The following is a 16,998-nucleotide window of genomic DNA, read 5'->3' on the forward strand; positions in this document are numbered from 1 at the left end:
ACGTGCCCTCAGGGCACTGTAGACTTTGAATTCGTGCCTGACCCTGTTTGAAAGTCGCTCCTGATTTTCATGGTCATGCACCGGCCCGAAGCATCCTCCCAAGCTTCGGGCGCCGAGTTGAAAGGACTGAGGCCCATGACCGCCAGGAACGACATCCAAGCCATCACCGAGCGCATTCGCGAGCGCTCGAAGGTCAGCCGCGAGATCTATCTCGGACGCATTGGCGACGCCGCCGGCAAGACAGCCAACCGAGGCGTGCTCTCCTGCGGCAACCTCGCCCATGGATTTGCCGTGTGCAGCCCCTCTGAGAAGGTGGCGCTCGGCGGCGACAAGGTCGCCAATATCGGCATCATCACTTCCTACAACGACATGCTGTCGGCGCATCAGCCGTTCGAAACCTATCCGCAACTGATCAAGGACGCGGCGCGCGAAGCCGGCGGCATCGCCCAGGTGGCGGGCGGCGTGCCAGCGATGTGCGACGGCGTCACCCAGGGACAGCCCGGCATGGAGCTGTCGCTGTTTTCGCGCGACGTGATCGCAATGGCAGCAGCGGTCGGGCTCAGCCACAACATGTTCGACGCGGCAGTCTATCTCGGTGTCTGCGACAAGATCGTTCCGGGGCTGGTGATATCAGCACTGACATTTGGCCATCTGCCGGCGATCTTCATTCCCGCCGGGCCGATGACCTCGGGCCTGCCCAATGACGAGAAGGCCAAGATCCGCCAGCTCTACGCCGAGGGCAAGGTCGGCCGCGCGGAACTGCTCGAAGCAGAGTCGAAGTCGTATCACGGCCCTGGAACCTGCACCTTCTACGGCACGGCCAATTCCAACCAGATGCTGATGGAGATCATGGGCCTGCACACTCCGGGCGCCTCTTTCGTCAATCCCGGCACGCCACTGCGCGACGCGTTGACGCGCGAAGCCGCCAAGCGCGCGCTGGCGATTACTGCACTGGGGAATGAATACATGCCGGTCGGGCGCATGATCGACGAGCGCTCGGTGGTCAATGGCGTCGTCGGCCTTCACGCCACCGGTGGTTCGACCAACCACACCATCCACCTGATTGCCATGGCGGCGGCCGCCGGCATTCGACTGACCTGGCAGGACATTTCAGACCTGTCCGACGCTGTGCCACTACTGGCCAGAGTTTACCCGAACGGCCTTGCCGACGTGAACCATTTCCAGGCCGCGGGCGGCATGGGCTTCCTGATCCGCGAGTTGCTCGACGCCGGCCTACTGCACGAGGACGTGCAGACGGTGTGGGGCGAAGGCCTGCGTCCATATGCAGTCGAAGCCAAGCTGGGCGCCGATGGATCTGTGGTGCGCGAGGCCGCCCCAAAGATCAGCGGCGACGAAAAAGTGCTGGCGCCCGCATCCAAGGCGTTCCAGCCGAGCGGCGGGCTCAAGGTGCTGGGCGGCAATCTCGGCCACGCGATCATCAAGACTTCGGCGGTAAAGCCCGAGCGACGCATCATCGAGGCGCCGGCTGTGGTGTTCGACAGCCAGCAAGGCCTCAACGATGCCTTCAAAGCAGGCCTGCTCGACCGGGACTTCATTGCCATCGTCCGCTTCCAGGGCCCAAAAGCCAACGGCATGCCGGAACTGCACAAGCTGACCACCGTGCTCGGCATCCTGCAGGACCGCGGCCACAAGGTCGCGCTGGTCACCGACGGGCGCATGTCGGGCGCGTCGGGCAAGGTGCCGGCGGCAATCCACGTCACGCCAGAAGCGCTCGAAGGCGGGCCGATCGGCCGTGTGCATGACGGCGACATCGTCCGGCTCGATGCTGAGGCCGGCACGCTGGAAGTCCTGGTTCCAGCAGGCGAACTCGCCGCACGGCCGAAGCCGGTCTGCGACCTCTCGGAGAACGAGTACGGCATGGGCCGCGAACTGTTTGCCGGCTTCCGCCAGATGGCAGGCCGTGCCGACCACGGCGCCAGCGTGTTCGGAACCGCCTAGCCAGCCTTCGTGCAGGAATGCAAGGGCGGGGCATCCTCGCCCTCGGTCAGGTCGTAAAGGTCGGCGTTGTCGCCCTTGGTCCACCAGACATATTGCTGTCCGGCGTATTTGGCGCCGGAACCGCTTAGCACAGTCACGGCAACGACGGTCTCGTCGCCCATGGTGAGCACTGCGAGAGAGTTGCTGCCGGCATTGATGTATTCGGCCTTGATGTCGCGGTCGCCGCACTTGTAGCTGACGGCCTGGCGGTCGACCGCAGCGTTGCCAGGCAATTCCAAAGTGATGGTTGACGCCAAAGCCGAGCCTGCGGCCGATGCCAGCAAGATTGCTGTCAGAAACAAGCGCATTTCGGTCTCCATCGGCTCCGGTTTGCAACGATAGCATGGGGCAAAGGCCTGCCGAAACCCCGGCAAGCCTTTGCGCATCGGGGCTACGCTCCGTTTGTGGCCACGTCGGCGAAGAATGCGTCGGGACTCTCGACCTCAACCAGACGCTTCTTCTCGATCTGCCAGAACCGGTTGCCGACGGAGCGAACGAAGCTGCGGTCGTGCGATACCAGCAAGCAACTTGCCTCGTGCTTCAGCAGTTCGGTTTCCAGCGCTTCCTGCCCATCGATGTCGAGATGGTTTGTCGGTTCGTCGAGCAGATAGAAGTTCGGGTTGGTCAGCCTGAGCACCAACATGCCGAGCCGCGCCTTTTGTCCACCGGACAAACGGCTGATCTGGCTCGTCTGCATGTCAACGCTCATGCCGGCACCGGCAAGCAAGGTGCGAGCACGCTGCTCGCCCAGCTCGAAGCGCCGGGTCAGAACGGCGAGTGGTGCGTCACTGTCCTTGAGATCGGAGAGACCCTGATCGCCATAGCCAAGCACCAGTGACGGCGTCGCCTTGACGCCGTCGACAGCAACATCCGGCTGGGCAATGGCACGCCTGAGCATGTTGACGAGGCGCGTCTTGCCGGTTCCGTTGCGACCCAGCAGCACGACACGGTCGCCCTGGCGAATCCAAAGCCTGCCGGTTTTGAACAGCAGCGAGCCGTCCGGCGCTGTGACTGGTGCATCTTCCAGCGTCACCAGCACCTTGGCGTGCGTGCCACGATTGGCGAGCCTGATTGAACCGGCCGAACGTTCCTGATGGGCGGGACGAGCGGCATCCTCCAGCTTCTCGGCTCGTTCCTTGAGCTGCTTGGTCTTCACCACCAACAGGTCGCTACCCGAATTGATGCCGATATTGTTGAGCTTGGCCGCCTGGCGCCGCAATTGCTGTGCCGTCTTCATGTCCTTCTGGAACCGGCGCTCGTCGGACGCGTCGATCTCATCGAGTGCCGACCGTGCCCTGGAATAGGGCAGCGAAAAGACCTGCGAATTCTCAGGGCGCAGGAACAGCGTCTTGTTGGTCACGGCGTCGAGGAAGGCCCGGTCGTGACTGCAGATCACCACCGGTACGTCGCGCGGCAGCGCGTTCAGCCACCCTTCGAGCTGGCTGATCCGGGCAAGATCGAGGTGGTTGGTCGGCTCGTCCAGCAGCAGCATGTCGGGCTCGGTTACCCACACACGGGCGAGCATGGCCAGCCGCTGCCAGCCGCCGCTCAGTTGCGAAAGCGGTCGTTCACGCATGACCTCCGGCACATCCAGCTCGTCGAGCACGATGTCGACGCGCCAGCTTTCGCTTTCGGCCTGTTCGGCCGGCAGTGCCCGAAGCACCGCCTCATAGAATGCCATATCTCTCAGGCCTGGCGGCACGTCCTGCTCGACATGGCCGACGCGCAAACCACGCGCGCGGGTGATGTCGCCGATCGTTGGCTCAAAAGTCCCCGCGACCGAGCGCAACAGCGTGGACTTGCCACGGCCGTTGGCTGCAACGATGCCGAGGCGGTCGCCCGGCTCTACGGAAAGGTTGAGATTGGAAAAAAGCGGGGAGCCAAGGGTTACGCCGAGGGACCTCAGATTGATCAAAGCCATAGTCGTTTCTCTGGTCTGTCCGGACCGTCGTCCCGCATCCGGTCATGGGATGCATATGGGGAGATTGGGCCCGGTGGATTGTCACGGTGCAGGCACGAGCTCAATGCTCAGCGCTGCATCACCACGAAGGGCAGACCAATAAAGAGATACGCTTTGGCGATCGTCTGTGGTCAGCCCTGCAAACGTATTTGCAGGGCGTGGACGGGGCCGCGCTGACGATGGTGACGAAAAAACGTGTACACGCAGCCCTCCTTTGTTTGTTTGACGAGTTGCGCTGTCTAAATAACCGCGCTTGCACCAAGTTGCAATCCTACTGGATGGTTACTTCGCTGCGCTCGCCGGCATGGACTGTGGCAATGCCTTCCTTCTTGCCGCCATTGGCCTCGCGATCGACTTCCACGACATAGTCGCCGGCAGGCAAGGTCACCTGGTGCTTCTCGTCGTAGCCTAACCCGAAGTCCTTTCGCTGGCCCTGGATGTCCTTCTTGGCCGAAAACACCTTGATCGTCTTGGCGCCCGGAGCGCTGACCGCCAAAACGCCAGCATCGAGAACCGCCGTCACGTCGCCGCGCTCGCCCACTCGTACGTTGAAGGGTTGCTCGACTTCGGCCTGGTCCATTTTGACCACGGCGACATAGGCGCCGGCCGAAAGGTCAAACTTGGCGTCGGGTCCAAAGGCGTAGGTGACCTGTTCGCGCGTGCCATCGATCCTCTTGTCGGCCTTGTAGATCTTCACGTCGAGACCCGAGGCATCGACCTTCTCGCCACCATCGGCGTAGAGCGCATTGACCAGCACGTGGCCGACGCCGACGACGACGTCCTTTTCTATGGTCTGGCCAGCGGCAATCTGGATCGCCTCGCTCGCTTCGCCTTCTCCTATCTTGACCGTCAGCTTCTGCTCGCCGGCGGGCAGCACGATCTTTGTCTGCCCGTAATTGGTGCTGGGACCAGTGCCGCCGGGATACTCGACGACGACGGTTGCGCCATCGTTGACCTCAGCACCTTCACTCGGGCGCGGGCGGACTATCAGCGTGCCGGCGTTGAGGACATAAAGCGGCTTGTAGACCTGGCCGGCTTCGACCTTCAGCGGCTGTTCGGCGGCTGCCTCGCCAAGCGTGGCGCGGACGATGTAATTGCCGGGTTCGAGCGAGCCCTTGTAATTGTTGTACTCGGTAGTGACGCGCTCACCTTTGGTGCCGTCGGCACCGGCTTTGTAGATTTCCCATGCGTTTCCGGCATCCTTGAGCGGTTCGCCCCCGGCGGCCATCGTCACTTCAGGCACGAAATTGAACCCGGGCTTGGCCGGCTCGACTGCCGGAACTGGGGCGGGCGCGGGTGCAACAACCGTCTGCACCAATGCCTCCTCCAGCGCCTTGGCGTCGGAGGCCTGGATGTATTTGCCGCCGGTGTTTTCAGCGAGGCAGGCAACCTGTCGACCTTCTTCCGCGGTCAGGCCGAATCCGACGACATGCGCGGTGAAGTCGACGCCCGATTGCTTGAGCTCCCTACCGAGCGCGCAAGGGTCGGCGTTGCATGTCTCCAAACCGTCCGTGATGAGGATGACGGTCGCCTTCTCCTCGGTGTATTTGAGGTCTTCGGCAGCCAGCTTGACGGCGGCGGATAGCGGCGTCTTGCCGAGGAACCTCATGCCGTCGGCGGCAGCGGTGATCGCACTTGCCGAGCCGGACGCGGGAGGCACGACAAGTTCGATATCGGTGCAGCTGCCCTTTTCGCGGTGACCATAAGCCATCAAGCCCAGCTCGGAGTCGGCCGGCACCGTCTTCAGCACAGTGCGCAGCGCCTCGCGCGCAATCTCAAGCTTGGGCTTGCCGTCGATCTGGCCCCACATCGAACCCGAAGCGTCCAGCACGATAATGGTTCGGTCGGCGGCATCGGCTGCCGCCATTGCCGACATCATGAAGACTGACGCAAGGATGCCTCGTGTAACCGCCTTCATGCCGTCCCTCGCCGATTCAGGTTGATGGCGGCGAGGCTAGACAAGGGGGCACTGGCTGACAACCCCGATGCGTCCGATCAATAGGTGGTGCGGCGCTCTTCGCTCGGTGGACGGCCAAACTGCAGCCGGTAGCTCTGGGCAAAGTAGGAGTGCGACGTGAAGCCCGTTGCAATCGCCACGTCAAGGATCGGCATGTTCGTTTGCCGCAAGAGCTCGCGGGCGCGTTCGAGCCTGAGGCGCATGTAATAGCGCCCAGGCGTGACGTTGAGATGGCGCAGGAACAGGCGTTCGACCTGGCGTACTGAGAGCCCGGCGGTCTTGGCGAGCTGTACCGCCGACAATGGCTCGTCGAGATGGTCGGCCATCAGTTCGACGATACGCTTGAGCTTGTCGGACTTACCGGTGAGGTCGCGTTCGGGCCCGACGCGCTGGCGGTCGCCTGCCGAACGGATACGCTCGTGCTGGAACTGGTTGGCGACTTCGTTGGCGAGGTTTGTTCCGAAATCGCGTTTGATGATTTCGAGCATCAGGTCGATCGATGTCGTCACACCAGCACAAGTGTAACGCTTGCGATCGATCTCGAAGACATTGTTGGTACATTCTATGTCCGGGAACTTCTCGATGAAACCGGCACGGTTTTCCCAGTGGATGGTGCAGCGGTAGCCGTCGAGCTGGCCGGCCTCGGCCAGCAGGTAAGACCCGACCGAAAGTGCGCCGAGTGCCGCGCCGCGACGACCCCATGAACGCAGCGCGCCGAGCACCTTGCTCTTGCCCGGAAACTCAGTGGCGACACCGACGCAAACGAACATGATGTCGACCGCGGGCACATCGGCCACGGAGTAGTCAACCTTGAGCGGCAGCCCGTTGGACGCGATCACCGCCTCTCCGTCAGCGGAGACCGTAGTCCAGCCATAGACATCGCGGCCGAGCAACCGGTTGGCCGACCGACAGGTGTCGATCGCGGCAACCAGCGAGAACATCGAGAACTTGTCGACCAACAGGAAAGCGAACTGGCGACCTTCGGGATGAGGCTCTGACATGGTGGCCAAATCTACAGAAAGCGCAGGCTTGGGCAAGGAAGCGGCGCCGGTATCAACAACGCCGCTTGCATTCAGAGCCCCCGATATTCGAGGCCGGCATGGCGATAGGCCGAAACTAGCGTATTGGCCATCAGCATCGCGATTGTCATCGGGCCGACACCGCCCGGCACCGGAGTGATGGCGCCGGCGTTTTCGGCAGCCGAGGCAAACTCGACGTCGCCGACCAGGCGCGACTTGCCTTCGCCCTTTTCAGGTGTGGCAATGCGATTGATGCCGACGTCGATGACGGTCGCCCCTGGCTTGACCCAGTCGCCCTTGACCATTTCGGGCCGACCGACGGCGGCAACAAGAATGTCGGCGGTGCGGCAGAGCGCCGGCAGGTCCTTGGTGCGGCTATGGGCGATGGTGACCGTGGCGTTTGCGGCAAGCAGGAGATTGGCCATCGGCTTGCCAACGATGTTGGAGCGGCCGACCACGACGGCGTTGAGACCGGAAAGATCCTTGCCGTGCTTGCGCTCGATCAGCAGCATCGATCCAAACGGCGTGCAGGGCACCAGCGCCGTGTCGAGTTCGCCAGTGGCGAGCTTGCCGACATTGATGAAATGGAAGCCGTCGACATCCTTGTCGGGCGCGATCGTCTGGATGATCTTGCCGGCGTCGATATGGCCGGGCAGCGGCAACTGCACGAGAATGCCGTGGATTTCAGGGTCGGCATTGAGCGCCTCGACGAGCGCCACCAGATCGGCCTCCGAGGTTTCCGCGGAGAGCGTGTGCTGGACCGAATGAAAACCGCATTCCTTGGCGGTGCGCGACTTGTTGGCGACATAGACCTGGCTGGCCGGATCCTCGCCGACAATGACCACCGCCAGACCAGGCTTCACCCCGTGTCCGGCCAACGCTGACGCCGACTTCTTGACGCCTTCGACGACCTCGGCCGCGACACGCTTTCCGTCAATGATTTCAGCCATGGCTCACTCCGTCTGCTGCATCGTTCGAGGCGGCATTGTCATCAAATTTCCGACCCGCAATCTCGCCATTGCGGCGTCCGGTGCCGTAAACTCGAAACCGCTGGGAGAATTTCAGAAGTAGCGACGTGTACGCCGCTCCCTGAGCTGGTTCAATTCCTTGCGAACCTCGCGCAGGCTCTCGCTGATCTCGTCAATCTGGCTTTGAGGCGCGGGCGCTTCGGCATGCGGCCGCCTGGTTGGGTACGCCGGTGGGTAGGGATACGGCGCTGCGTAACCTGCAGGGGGTACCGCAGGCCCATAGCCCGCTTGCTGAGGCACTGTTGGGCCGTAGGCTGCCTGCGAATAGGGCGGGTATGGTGACATGATACCGCCCTCGGGAGGGTTTGGACCACCCATCGGCTGCATTGGCTGCGGCTGGACCGGTGGTGCAGGCGCTGCCTGTTCGAAAGCGGGATCCTGTGGCGCGCTGGCGATTGGCGGAGTTGCTCCCGCCACAGGCGCAGATGCTTTGGGCTCGCTATCAGCCGCCTTTTCGGGTCTACGGCGCTGCGCGGACGTGGCACGGCGGTTGGCGGTATCGCGCAGGCTGTCGAGCGCGCCGCGCAAGGCACCGATGCCGACGCCGGAGGCAAAGCCAAGCAGCATGCCGGCGATCGAGATCATGGCGCGTGACGGTCCGGTCGATTGAAGCGGCGGAGAGGCTGTGGAAATGACCGTCACGTTGGCCGAGTTGATGTCTTTTTGCTCGCCCGTTTCACGCGCTCTGAGCAGGAACGCCTCGTAGACGGCGCGCTTGGCGGCAACGTCACGTTCGAGTTCACGCAGCGTGACGAGTTCATCGCCGACGTTGCCCTGGCGCACCTTCAACTGGGCGAGTCGGGCGGCAAGCTCCTGTTCCATCTGGACAGCCCGCTTGAGCTCGACCTGGATGGAAGCAGCGACACGGCGCAGCTCGGTTGCGATACGCGCGCGGGCACCGGTCAACTGGGCCTCGACGGCCAGACGTTCGGGGTGGCGAGGACCAAGCCTCACCGCCACCCGATCGGCCTCCTGGGTGAGTGCTGCGTACTGCGCCCGCAATTCATTGATCGTGGGAGAGCTGATCGCCTCCGGCAAGGTGCCGCTTAACACCGCGTCGACGCCGAGATTGCGTGTCGACGCGGCCCGTGCATTGAGTTCCAAGGTACGTGTCCGCGCAGCGGTAAGCTGGTCGTTGACGCGCTGGATTTCGTCGTCGGTGATCAGCCTGCCTTGCGGATCGATGAGCTCATTTTCGGCCTTGAAGGCCTCGACCTTGCGCTCGGCGGCCTCGACAGACTTACGCATTTCATCAAGTCGGGCGTTGAGTTCGCCGGTCGCGCGCGCTGCTGTCCCCGACTGCAGCTCGCCAAAGGTCTGCATGAAGACTTCCGTCATCGTGTTGGCGATGAGCGCCGACTTTTCGGCATCCTCAGTCTTTGCGCCAATCGAAACGACGAACGTATTCGAGCTACGCTCGATCGTCAGTGCCTCATAGAGGTGCGCTGTTGCGAGCGTGTGCCTGCGGGAAGCCGATGCGCCGTCAGCATCGTCGCGCGAGACGAGCGAACGCAGGAAGGAGCGCAGGCTGAAACCACCGCCTGCGGTGCCATTGAACTCCGGATCTTCAGCAAGGTTGAGCTTGTCCACGACCTTGGTCAGCACCGACCCCGATGTCAGCACGCGCACCTGGTTTTCGACGATGGCAAGCGTCGCGTCCGAAGGCAGGTTGCCAACGGTCAGCTCTTGGTCGGAGAGCTTGAGGTTGCGCGGATCGACGATCATCTCGGTCCACGCCTGGTACATCTTGGGCGTAGACAGCGCGATCGCCACGCCCATGAGTGCGCCAACCAGCGTCGTCGAGGCGATCAGCAGCTTGGAACGGCTGATGCCGCCGACGACTTTCATCGGATCGATCAGCGGCTTCCAGCGGACATCATCGAGATCGCCTTGATCCTGGTATGATGCTACATCCGGGCCCTCGGGCTGCGCCACGGCAACAGGGGCGGCTGGCCCATGCAAGCGGTCACGCCAACCACCGAGCATCGACGACGAAGCCGGCACGGCGCTTTCACTTGGCGATACCGATTCGTTGTTTGGTTGCAGGTCCGCAGCGGGCTGGCCCCCGCCGGCTGCGTCATTGTCAGTACGTTCGGCTTCACGCCGCAGGCGGGCCATGCGATGGCGGGTAGCCGGGTGCTGTGCCCTGGCCTGCTCGTGTTCGTCGACAGAAATCGAGAGAAGCGAGGCCCCCTTGGACTTTGGCGTAGCGTCGTCCTGGTCCAGCGCGAGCAGCGAGCGCTTGCGCCTCCAGTCGTCGCGATTTCCGGGTTCGGCCATATTTGGGCAGCTTCCAACAGAATGCGCCGGATCAATGTCCGGTCGTTAACCCAAGCTAAACAGGCATGGGAAACAAAAGGTTAACAATCGGCTTCCCTGGCTGTTTGCACCCTGTCGCGGAACGGCACATTAAGCTTTGAACCCTATCTTCCGCCCAGATCATGACCCAGGCAAATGACATACCGCGCATGTCGCTGCGCAAGCGTATCGGCAGCTTCCTATCAGCTCGGCGCACGGTCCTGCGCGACTATTTCTCTGCGGTCAGCGGTTCAGCGGGACGACTGGTCTTTTCGCTGATCTATTTCGTAGCGCTCGCGAACACATTGACCATCGCCGATTTCGGTCTATTCGCGACTGCCTCGGCAGCCGGCGTGATGCTGTCGCGCACCCTCGCCTTCGGCTTCATCTCGGCCCTTTACCGCACCGCGACGATCCGTCCCCGGCTAATCGGCAGGTACACCGCAGGCTTCTTGATGCTGGCCCTGCTATCGCTGCCGCTGCTGGCGGCTGCCTCAGCGCTGACCTGGTTCCTGTTTTTCAAAAGCACATTGTCCGCCGGGATTTTCGCCACCGTCATCTTTGCAGAAGCCCTGCTTTGGCGGCCAATCGAAGTGGCGATGATCGTCAACAACGGCCTCGGACGCTTTGGCAAGGCGGCGCTTCTGGCGATTCTGACGTCAGCCATCAAAGCCGCGGCAGCCGCACTGTTCATCCTGTGGCCGACACATACGATCGAGGCATGGGCCGGTTTCTACGTCGCCTGCAATCTCGTCTCGCTCGCCTTGGCCTTCGGCATGTTCTATCCGCGCCAGCGGCTCAGGCTGACGCCGGATCTCTACTGGCGCAGGCTGTCGGATTCGGTCTATGTCGCCGGCGCCGAGGTGCTTTTTTATCTGCAGATGGAGTTCGACAAGTTGCTGGTGCTGGCCATGGGCGGGCCGCATCTCGCCGGCATCTATGCAATTGTCATGCGGCTGGTCGACCTTACGGCCATCCCGATCCGCACCTTCTCGATGATGCTTGTGCAACGCATAATGCGGGCGCCGCAGATGCTGGCCAGGCTGAAAGTCAAGATCGGCATCGAAGCCGGCATCCTGATCGTTTCCACCTCGGCCCTGCTGTTTCTTGCGGTCGTGCTGTACTTCTATCCCAATTTCCTTGGCCGCAATGTCTCGGAGGCTGCGCCGCTGGTCGGGCTGGCGCTGTTCGTGCCGGCCTTGCGCAATCTCGTCGAGTACCACGCCGAGCTCTTGTTCGCGCGCGGCCAGACGTTGATCCGCGCCGGCAACCTGGCGCTTCTCGCTGGATTGAAAGCAGCTCTGCTGTCGATGCTGCTGCTCCGCGTCACCGATACCGAGACGCTGGTGTGGTCGCTGAACGGAATGTTCGCGCTGCTGTACCTCGCATCGGCAGCGGTGACCTATGCGGCGCTGCGTCGGCCGGTGCGGGCGATCTGAGCGTCAGGCGGCGACCAGCCTGCGGATACGGCCTAGATCGGTGCCGATGAAGGATTGCATCCCGATCGCAACTTGTTCAGGCGACATATCAGCCACGAAAGCTTCGAACTGCGCATCCGAAAGCGCTTTTCCCGTCCAGTGGACCCGGCAGAATTCTTCCGAGCCGTGGTAGTGCCCTGCACCTGCGGCAACCTCATCGACGAAGCGGCCGTAAATCATGCATTCGGAGAACTTCCGCCGCGCGCACACCGCTTCGACCCAATGCCGGCCGCTGATCTCTTCGATATGGGCGAGCATGTCGCGCGTGCTCGAGCGGCGCCAGGCGATCAATGTCGAGATGTAGTCGTGCGGGGAAACTTCAGGCGCAGCGATGCCGAGCACGGCCGCCCCGTTCGCAGACCAGACACGATGGTTGTCATGGCCCGGAGCAAGCAGGGCATCGTCTCGGCGAAACAGGCGCAGCTTGCCGTCGCGCCAAAACCGCGCGCAGTGGAACGGCCTCAGGAACGCTACGTCGGAATCGACGTAGACAAGCGTCTCCTGTTCGATCCTTTCGGCGATGGCCATACGCCGCAACTGCTGAACGTGCCAACCACGCAGCGGCGGCGCCTTGAAGCTTAACCAGATCCGGCGCCTAAACAGGCTTGTCGGGTCGGGCATGTCGCGCAGCCACGATGGCAAAAGCTCGCGCTCGTCGATTACCGTGCGGCGGCTACCTTCCAGCTGCCTGAAAAGTGCCACGTCGCGGTGTTCGACCAGAAGGTAGTGATGTGAGGCGCCTGAGACATGGCAGTCAACCGTCTCGCACAGCAGGCGGCAGCGCTCGAAATCGGCGGCATAGCTTGCCGTCACCAGGGCTGCGTCAGGAGCCACCGACGTGCCTGAAACGTTCAAGGGCGGTCCTCCCCACCATGCCCGCCAAGCTTTTGGCGCAGCACACGGAACAGGAAGAGCGGGTTGCCGATGATATAGCGCCGCCACAGCCGACTCGGTTCAATCAGCAAGCGGAACAGCCATTCGAGACGAAGCCGGCGCATCCACTCTGGCGCGCGCGGCAGCGCGCCGCTTAGGAAGTCGAGCAGCGCGCCGACGGCGATCGGCATAGTGCAATGCTCCGGTCCCAGGTTGCGCTCGATCCACATTTCCTGGCGTGGGACCCCCATGGCAACGAGCAGGATATCCGGGCGCAGCGCGCCAACATCCGCGACGACCCTGGGCTCGTCTGCAGCACTGAAAAAGCCGTCATTGATGACAACGAAACGATGCTGCGGTGCAATCTTCGCCAGCTGTTTCGCAGCCCTTTCGACATTCACGCGCTTTGCGCCGAGCAGAGCGACGGTCAGCGGTGTCCTGGTAGCCTTGATCAAGGCCGGTACGAAATCGGTGCCGTTGAGATTGTCGGGAAAAGGCGCGCCATAAAGCCAGCGCGCGGCGATATCGACACCGACGCCGTCAGCGAGAACCAGGAAGTCGTCAAGTGCCTCGGCAAACTCCTTGTCGGAACAGGCGACGTTGGCGCTATGGGCATTCAGGAATGTTACCTTGGTGAAAGTCCTGTCCTGGAGCGCCCGAGACAGATGAGCGATCGCCGCGCCGTGCCGCAGACTGGCGACCCGTACGCCGAGGATACCCCGGACCGGGATCGCCGCGCTGGCAACAGTGACGTTCACGCCGCCACCTCTTGCGCGCCGGCCCCTAGTCTTGCGACCCCAAGCGCTACCGCGCGGTCAAGTGCCGCGATCTGCCGGCGATGGAAATCACTGCCATCGACGTCGGCGACCCGCTGATCAACTGTTTGCTCGAGTGCCTTGGCGAAGGCTTGGGGATCGTCGGTCATGATGCAATTCTGAGGTTTGTGGGCAATGCCGCGCAGCGAATGCGCAGTTGCCACTGAAGGCAGGCCAAGTTCGAAGGTCTCGATGGTTTTGAGCTGGACGCCGCTGCCCGAAGTGCTGATGAGCGGGATGACGGCGGCGCTGCGAACAAATGCGCGGGCATCCGGCACCCGGCCCACGAACTTGACACCAGGATGCGGCGACGACACGCCCGCAGGGACGCTGCCGGCGATATGGATGCGAAAATCTTTGCGCAGGTGTGGAACAACCTTGCCGAGGAACCAGTCGAGGCCGATGCGATTGGGCTCCCAGGTCCAGGTGCCGATCAGGGCCGCGTCGCATTCGATCTTTCGTTTGCAATGCGCGGTTGAAATCTCCGAACGAGTGACCAGCGGAAGCGCCACGGAACGCGTGTCGGAGGCAACGCCTAGCTCGGCGCGATCTTCCTCGGCCAGCGTGAAGACGAAGCGCGCATTGCGGCACAAACGCTTCTCGATCACTTCGAGCAGTCTTGATTCCCGCCGGAACAATGCACGTTGAATCGCGCCGCTGGCGGCTTGCGCGTTCTGCGCCGCCGATCGGAACTCGACATTGTGTGCAACGAAGATCGAAGGCCTGTTCTGAAAGACCTTTTCGAACGCCGCCGCCATCTGGACCGAATTGAGGATGTAACCGTCGAACGGTCCCGCTGCGTCAATCGCATGGCGTACCGAATCATCAGAAACGACGCGCAGCTTGGCCGAGGCGAAAGTCAGCCCTGAGGCTACCGCGTTCGCAAGCCAGGCCAGTTTTCGCGGCAAGGGGGCCGCGTCGGTGCGCACATCGATCGAACCGAGGAGAATGGTGTTTTCGGGATCGGACGGCGCTTTGCCCGGCCAGCCAAAACCGAGCACGGTTACGCGCACTCCAGCACGGCGCAGCGCTTCGATGATCGCTCGATTGGCGATTTCGTAGCCCGAAGAAAGCGCTCCGTCAGGCACGATGGATGTGGCAAACAGCAGATGCATCTAACTTATTCCTGCCTATGCCGTAGCAGCGTGCGGTGAAGTCTTCTTTAAGGAATTCGGTCCAGCTGCGGAACCCGACAGTCGAATGGCACTCGCCGGTTGTTTAACTGACCGTTATCGTGCCGGTGTTAGGCAGGGGCATCAAAAGTCGGCGCGCCCTTTCAATGAATTCTCTTCCACCACTCAGATCCGTGACCATTGCAGGCATGTCGCCCGCATTGGCGGTGGACGATGTGGAAGTGGTGGTCACGCTGCCGACTTTTCGCCGGCCACAGCAGTTGCTGGCAGCGCTCGATTCGCTTGCCAAGCAAAAGACCGCACGCCGATTCGCAGTCATCGTCATGGAGAACGACGACGAAGGCAAAGAGGGAATGCGCGCGGCATTGCCTGTGTTTGAAAGCGGGCGGATGTCAGGGCTGGTCATCGTCGCGCACGAGCGTGGCAACTGCAGCGCCTACAATGCCGGCTGGCACACGGCACTCCTCCGCTTTCCGAACTTCACCAGGCTTCTTGTGATCGACGACGACGAGCTGGCCGATCCGCTTTGGCTGGAAACGATGTGCAAAGCTGCCGATAGCCTTGGCGTCGACATCGTCGGTGGCCCCCAGCAGCCCGTCTTTGCCGATCCAGCACACCAAGCGTGGGCCACGCATCCCGTTTTCGCGCCGCCCTACTCCACCACCGGGCCGGTCGCAGCACTCTACTCGTCCGGCAATCTTCTCGTCAGCCGCCACGTGCTCCTGACGATGGGCCCGCCCTTCCTCGACCTGCGCTTCAATTTCATGGGTGGTGGCGACTCGGATTTCCTCAGCCGAGCTGGGCAAAAGGGTTTCAAGCTCGGCTGGTGCGCGGAAGCAAAACTGTTCGAGACGGTGCCGGCGCGGCGACTCGAACCCGACTGGATTCGGGCCCGGTCGTTGCGGAATGGCGTCATTTCCACACTGGTTGCCAAGAAGAAATATGCAGGCACGGCATTTGCCAATACGCGCGTGTTCTTCAAAAGCCTCGCACTACTTGCAGCGTCGCCGCTACGTGCCTTGCTGCGCCTGCTCGTCACCGGCTCGCCCTCGGTGGCAATCTATCCGATCCATGTGGCGCTCGGTCGCGTGATGGCCGATTTCGGTTATGCCAATGAGCAATACCGCCAGCCTGAAAAGAACTGACACGGCGCCGCTTTCGGCGGCGTTCACACCCGCGGGCATCGCCACGGCGGTCGCTTCGGTCGTGCTGACCGTCGTCATCGTATCGTTCCGGCCGTTCCAGCCGGCGAGCGCCAATCTCGATGGCGGCGGCGATATCGTCAACCAGCTCGGCTTCGGATCGCTCGGCGCGTTTGCCATGTTCTCGCTGCTGACACTTGCCGGTCCTGGCAGGCTGCGCGCGCTGGCGAGCCTGCCCTGGCTGCTGCTTTTGTTTTTCTTCATGATTTCGGTTGCCAACGCCATCGATCCCAATGCAGCGTTCCGGGCCGCGGTATTCACCCTCATCGGCATCATTGCCATGGCTACCGTGCTGGCGCTGCCGCGTGACGGCGAGGCTTATTCGACCGTGCTGGCCTTTGCCGGCTTCGTCGTCGTCGGGTTAAGCTATGGCGGCGTCATTTTCTACCCGAGCGTTGCCATCCATGGCACCGGCGGCTTCGAGCCCGAACATTCCGGGCTTTGGCGCGGCGCGTTCTCCCACAAGAACATCGCAGCGCCCGTCATGGCCGGATTCAGCTTCGCCGCCATCTATCTGTTCCGCCGCGGCTGGCGCTGGTCGGGCGTGATCCTGTTTCTGCTGGCCATGGTCTTCATGGCGCATACGGGATCGAAGACTACGGCGGGCCTTGTCCCGCTGTCGATCCTGCTGGTGCTCGTGCCCGGAATGATCGGAATGCGGCTTGGTGTGCCCTTGGTGTTTGCGCTTGCCGTGACCGGCACCGCGCTTGCCACGCTCGGCATCGTCTTCATCGACCCTCTCAAGCAGCTTGCGGCTCACCTGTTTCCAGACCTCACCTATACCGGACGCACGACGATCTGGGAGTTTGCGGGCAAGATGATCGCCAAACAGCCTTGGCTCGGCTACGGCTATGAAAGCTTCTGGGGCACGCCCATCGTCACCCGGATCGACCAGACCTTCGACCAGGGCTGGGACATCAGCGGGATCGTGCATGGTCACAATGGCTACATCGATCTCTCGGTGGCCATGGGACTTCCGGCACTCGTCGTGGCGGTCTACGTTTTCCTGATCGCGCCGATGCGCGACTACATGCGTATCCCGCTCTACAAGGAAAACGTCTTCCTCGGCGACTTCTTCATGATGGTGGTGCTGTTCACCTCCCTCAACGCCTTCCTCGAAAGCTTCTTCTTCCGTCGCACCGACCCGGTGTGGATGTTCTTTGTCTTCGGCGTGCTCGGGCTCAGGCTGGTGTCACGGACAGTCATCCACAAATCGAGCGCCTGAGCCGCGCTCTTG

General features: G+C 62.4%; 13 protein-coding genes. 4 read left to right on the top strand and 9 right to left on the bottom strand.

Going from position 1 to position 16,998, the window contains the following annotated elements; translation table 11 throughout:
• Positions 1 to 135 precede the first annotated feature (135 nt).
• A complete protein-coding gene (gene edd / locus C8K44_RS20565) occupies positions 136 to 1,959 on the top strand; it encodes a phosphogluconate dehydratase (protein WP_109577679.1) in 1,824 nt (607 codons plus the stop codon).
• Here edd and C8K44_RS20570 read toward each other — a convergent pair.
• The 6 genes from C8K44_RS20570 to C8K44_RS20595 all read right to left on the bottom strand — a co-directional run bounded on the left by C8K44_RS20570 (position 1,956) and on the right by C8K44_RS20595 (position 10,242).
• A complete protein-coding gene (locus C8K44_RS20570) occupies positions 1,956 to 2,306 on the bottom strand; it encodes an MliC family protein (RefSeq protein WP_109577680.1) in 351 nt (116 codons plus the stop codon). The two genes, edd and C8K44_RS20570, sit on opposite strands and share 4 nt — an antisense overlap.
• A gap of 83 nt (positions 2,307 to 2,389) precedes the next feature.
• Positions 2,390 to 3,919, bottom strand: coding sequence for an ABC-F family ATP-binding cassette domain-containing protein (locus C8K44_RS20575; RefSeq protein ID WP_109577633.1), 1,530 nt, complete (start codon positions 3,917 to 3,919; stop codon positions 2,390 to 2,392).
• A gap of 310 nt (positions 3,920 to 4,229) precedes the next feature.
• Entirely contained in the window at positions 4,230 to 5,876 is a 1,647-nt protein-coding gene (locus C8K44_RS20580) for a VWA domain-containing protein (RefSeq protein ID WP_109577634.1), read from the bottom strand.
• A 77-nt stretch (positions 5,877 to 5,953) separates the two neighbouring features.
• Positions 5,954 to 6,916: a GlxA family transcriptional regulator gene (locus C8K44_RS20585; protein ID WP_109577635.1), complete on the bottom strand. Its 963-nt coding sequence runs from the start codon at positions 6,914 to 6,916 to the stop codon at positions 5,954 to 5,956.
• 71 nt (positions 6,917 to 6,987) lie between these two features.
• On the bottom strand, positions 6,988 to 7,884 hold the full coding sequence (folD, locus tag C8K44_RS20590; RefSeq protein WP_109577636.1) for a bifunctional methylenetetrahydrofolate dehydrogenase/methenyltetrahydrofolate cyclohydrolase FolD: 897 nt from the start codon (positions 7,882 to 7,884) through the stop codon (positions 6,988 to 6,990).
• 111 nt (positions 7,885 to 7,995) lie between these two features.
• Positions 7,996 to 10,242 (bottom strand): GumC family protein, encoded by a 2,247-nt coding sequence (locus tag C8K44_RS20595; protein ID WP_109577637.1) that lies wholly within the window; start codon positions 10,240 to 10,242, stop codon positions 7,996 to 7,998.
• 161 nt (positions 10,243 to 10,403) lie between these two features.
• On the opposite strand from C8K44_RS20595, the gene C8K44_RS20600 reads away from it, so the two are divergent.
• On the top strand, positions 10,404 to 11,699 hold the full coding sequence (locus C8K44_RS20600; RefSeq protein ID WP_109577638.1) for a lipopolysaccharide biosynthesis protein: 1,296 nt from the start codon (positions 10,404 to 10,406) through the stop codon (positions 11,697 to 11,699).
• A 3-nt stretch (positions 11,700 to 11,702) separates the two neighbouring features.
• Here C8K44_RS20600 and C8K44_RS20605 read toward each other — a convergent pair whose 3' ends face one another.
• Genes C8K44_RS20605 through C8K44_RS20615 form a run of 3 tightly spaced genes read right to left on the bottom strand, consistent with a single transcriptional unit; the run spans position 11,703 to position 14,541 of the window.
• Positions 11,703 to 12,593, bottom strand: a complete 891-nt coding sequence (locus C8K44_RS20605) for a DUF6492 family protein (protein ID WP_199227154.1) — start codon at positions 12,591 to 12,593, stop codon at positions 11,703 to 11,705.
• Positions 12,590 to 13,369, bottom strand: coding sequence for a WecB/TagA/CpsF family glycosyltransferase (locus tag C8K44_RS20610; RefSeq protein WP_109577639.1), 780 nt, complete (start codon positions 13,367 to 13,369; stop codon positions 12,590 to 12,592). Before C8K44_RS20610 ends, C8K44_RS20605 begins: the two co-directional genes overlap by 4 nt.
• A complete protein-coding gene (locus C8K44_RS20615; RefSeq protein WP_109577640.1) occupies positions 13,366 to 14,541 on the bottom strand; it encodes a glycosyltransferase family 4 protein in 1,176 nt (391 codons plus the stop codon). Before C8K44_RS20615 ends, C8K44_RS20610 begins: the two co-directional genes overlap by 4 nt.
• Positions 14,542 to 14,705: 164 nt before the next feature.
• Between C8K44_RS20615 and C8K44_RS20620 the strand changes: the two genes are divergently transcribed.
• Positions 14,706 to 15,704 (top strand): glycosyltransferase, encoded by a 999-nt coding sequence (locus C8K44_RS20620; protein WP_109577641.1) that lies wholly within the window; start codon positions 14,706 to 14,708, stop codon positions 15,702 to 15,704.
• On the top strand, positions 15,673 to 16,986 hold the full coding sequence (locus C8K44_RS20625) for an O-antigen ligase (RefSeq protein WP_109577642.1): 1,314 nt from the start codon (positions 15,673 to 15,675) through the stop codon (positions 16,984 to 16,986). The genes C8K44_RS20620 and C8K44_RS20625 overlap by 32 nt, the downstream gene beginning before the upstream one ends.
• Positions 16,987 to 16,998: the final 12 nt, after the last annotated feature.

The sequence above is a fragment of the Aminobacter sp. AP02 genome (assembly GCF_003148805.1).
In the GTDB taxonomy this organism is placed as follows: domain Bacteria; phylum Pseudomonadota; class Alphaproteobacteria; order Rhizobiales; family Rhizobiaceae; genus Aminobacter.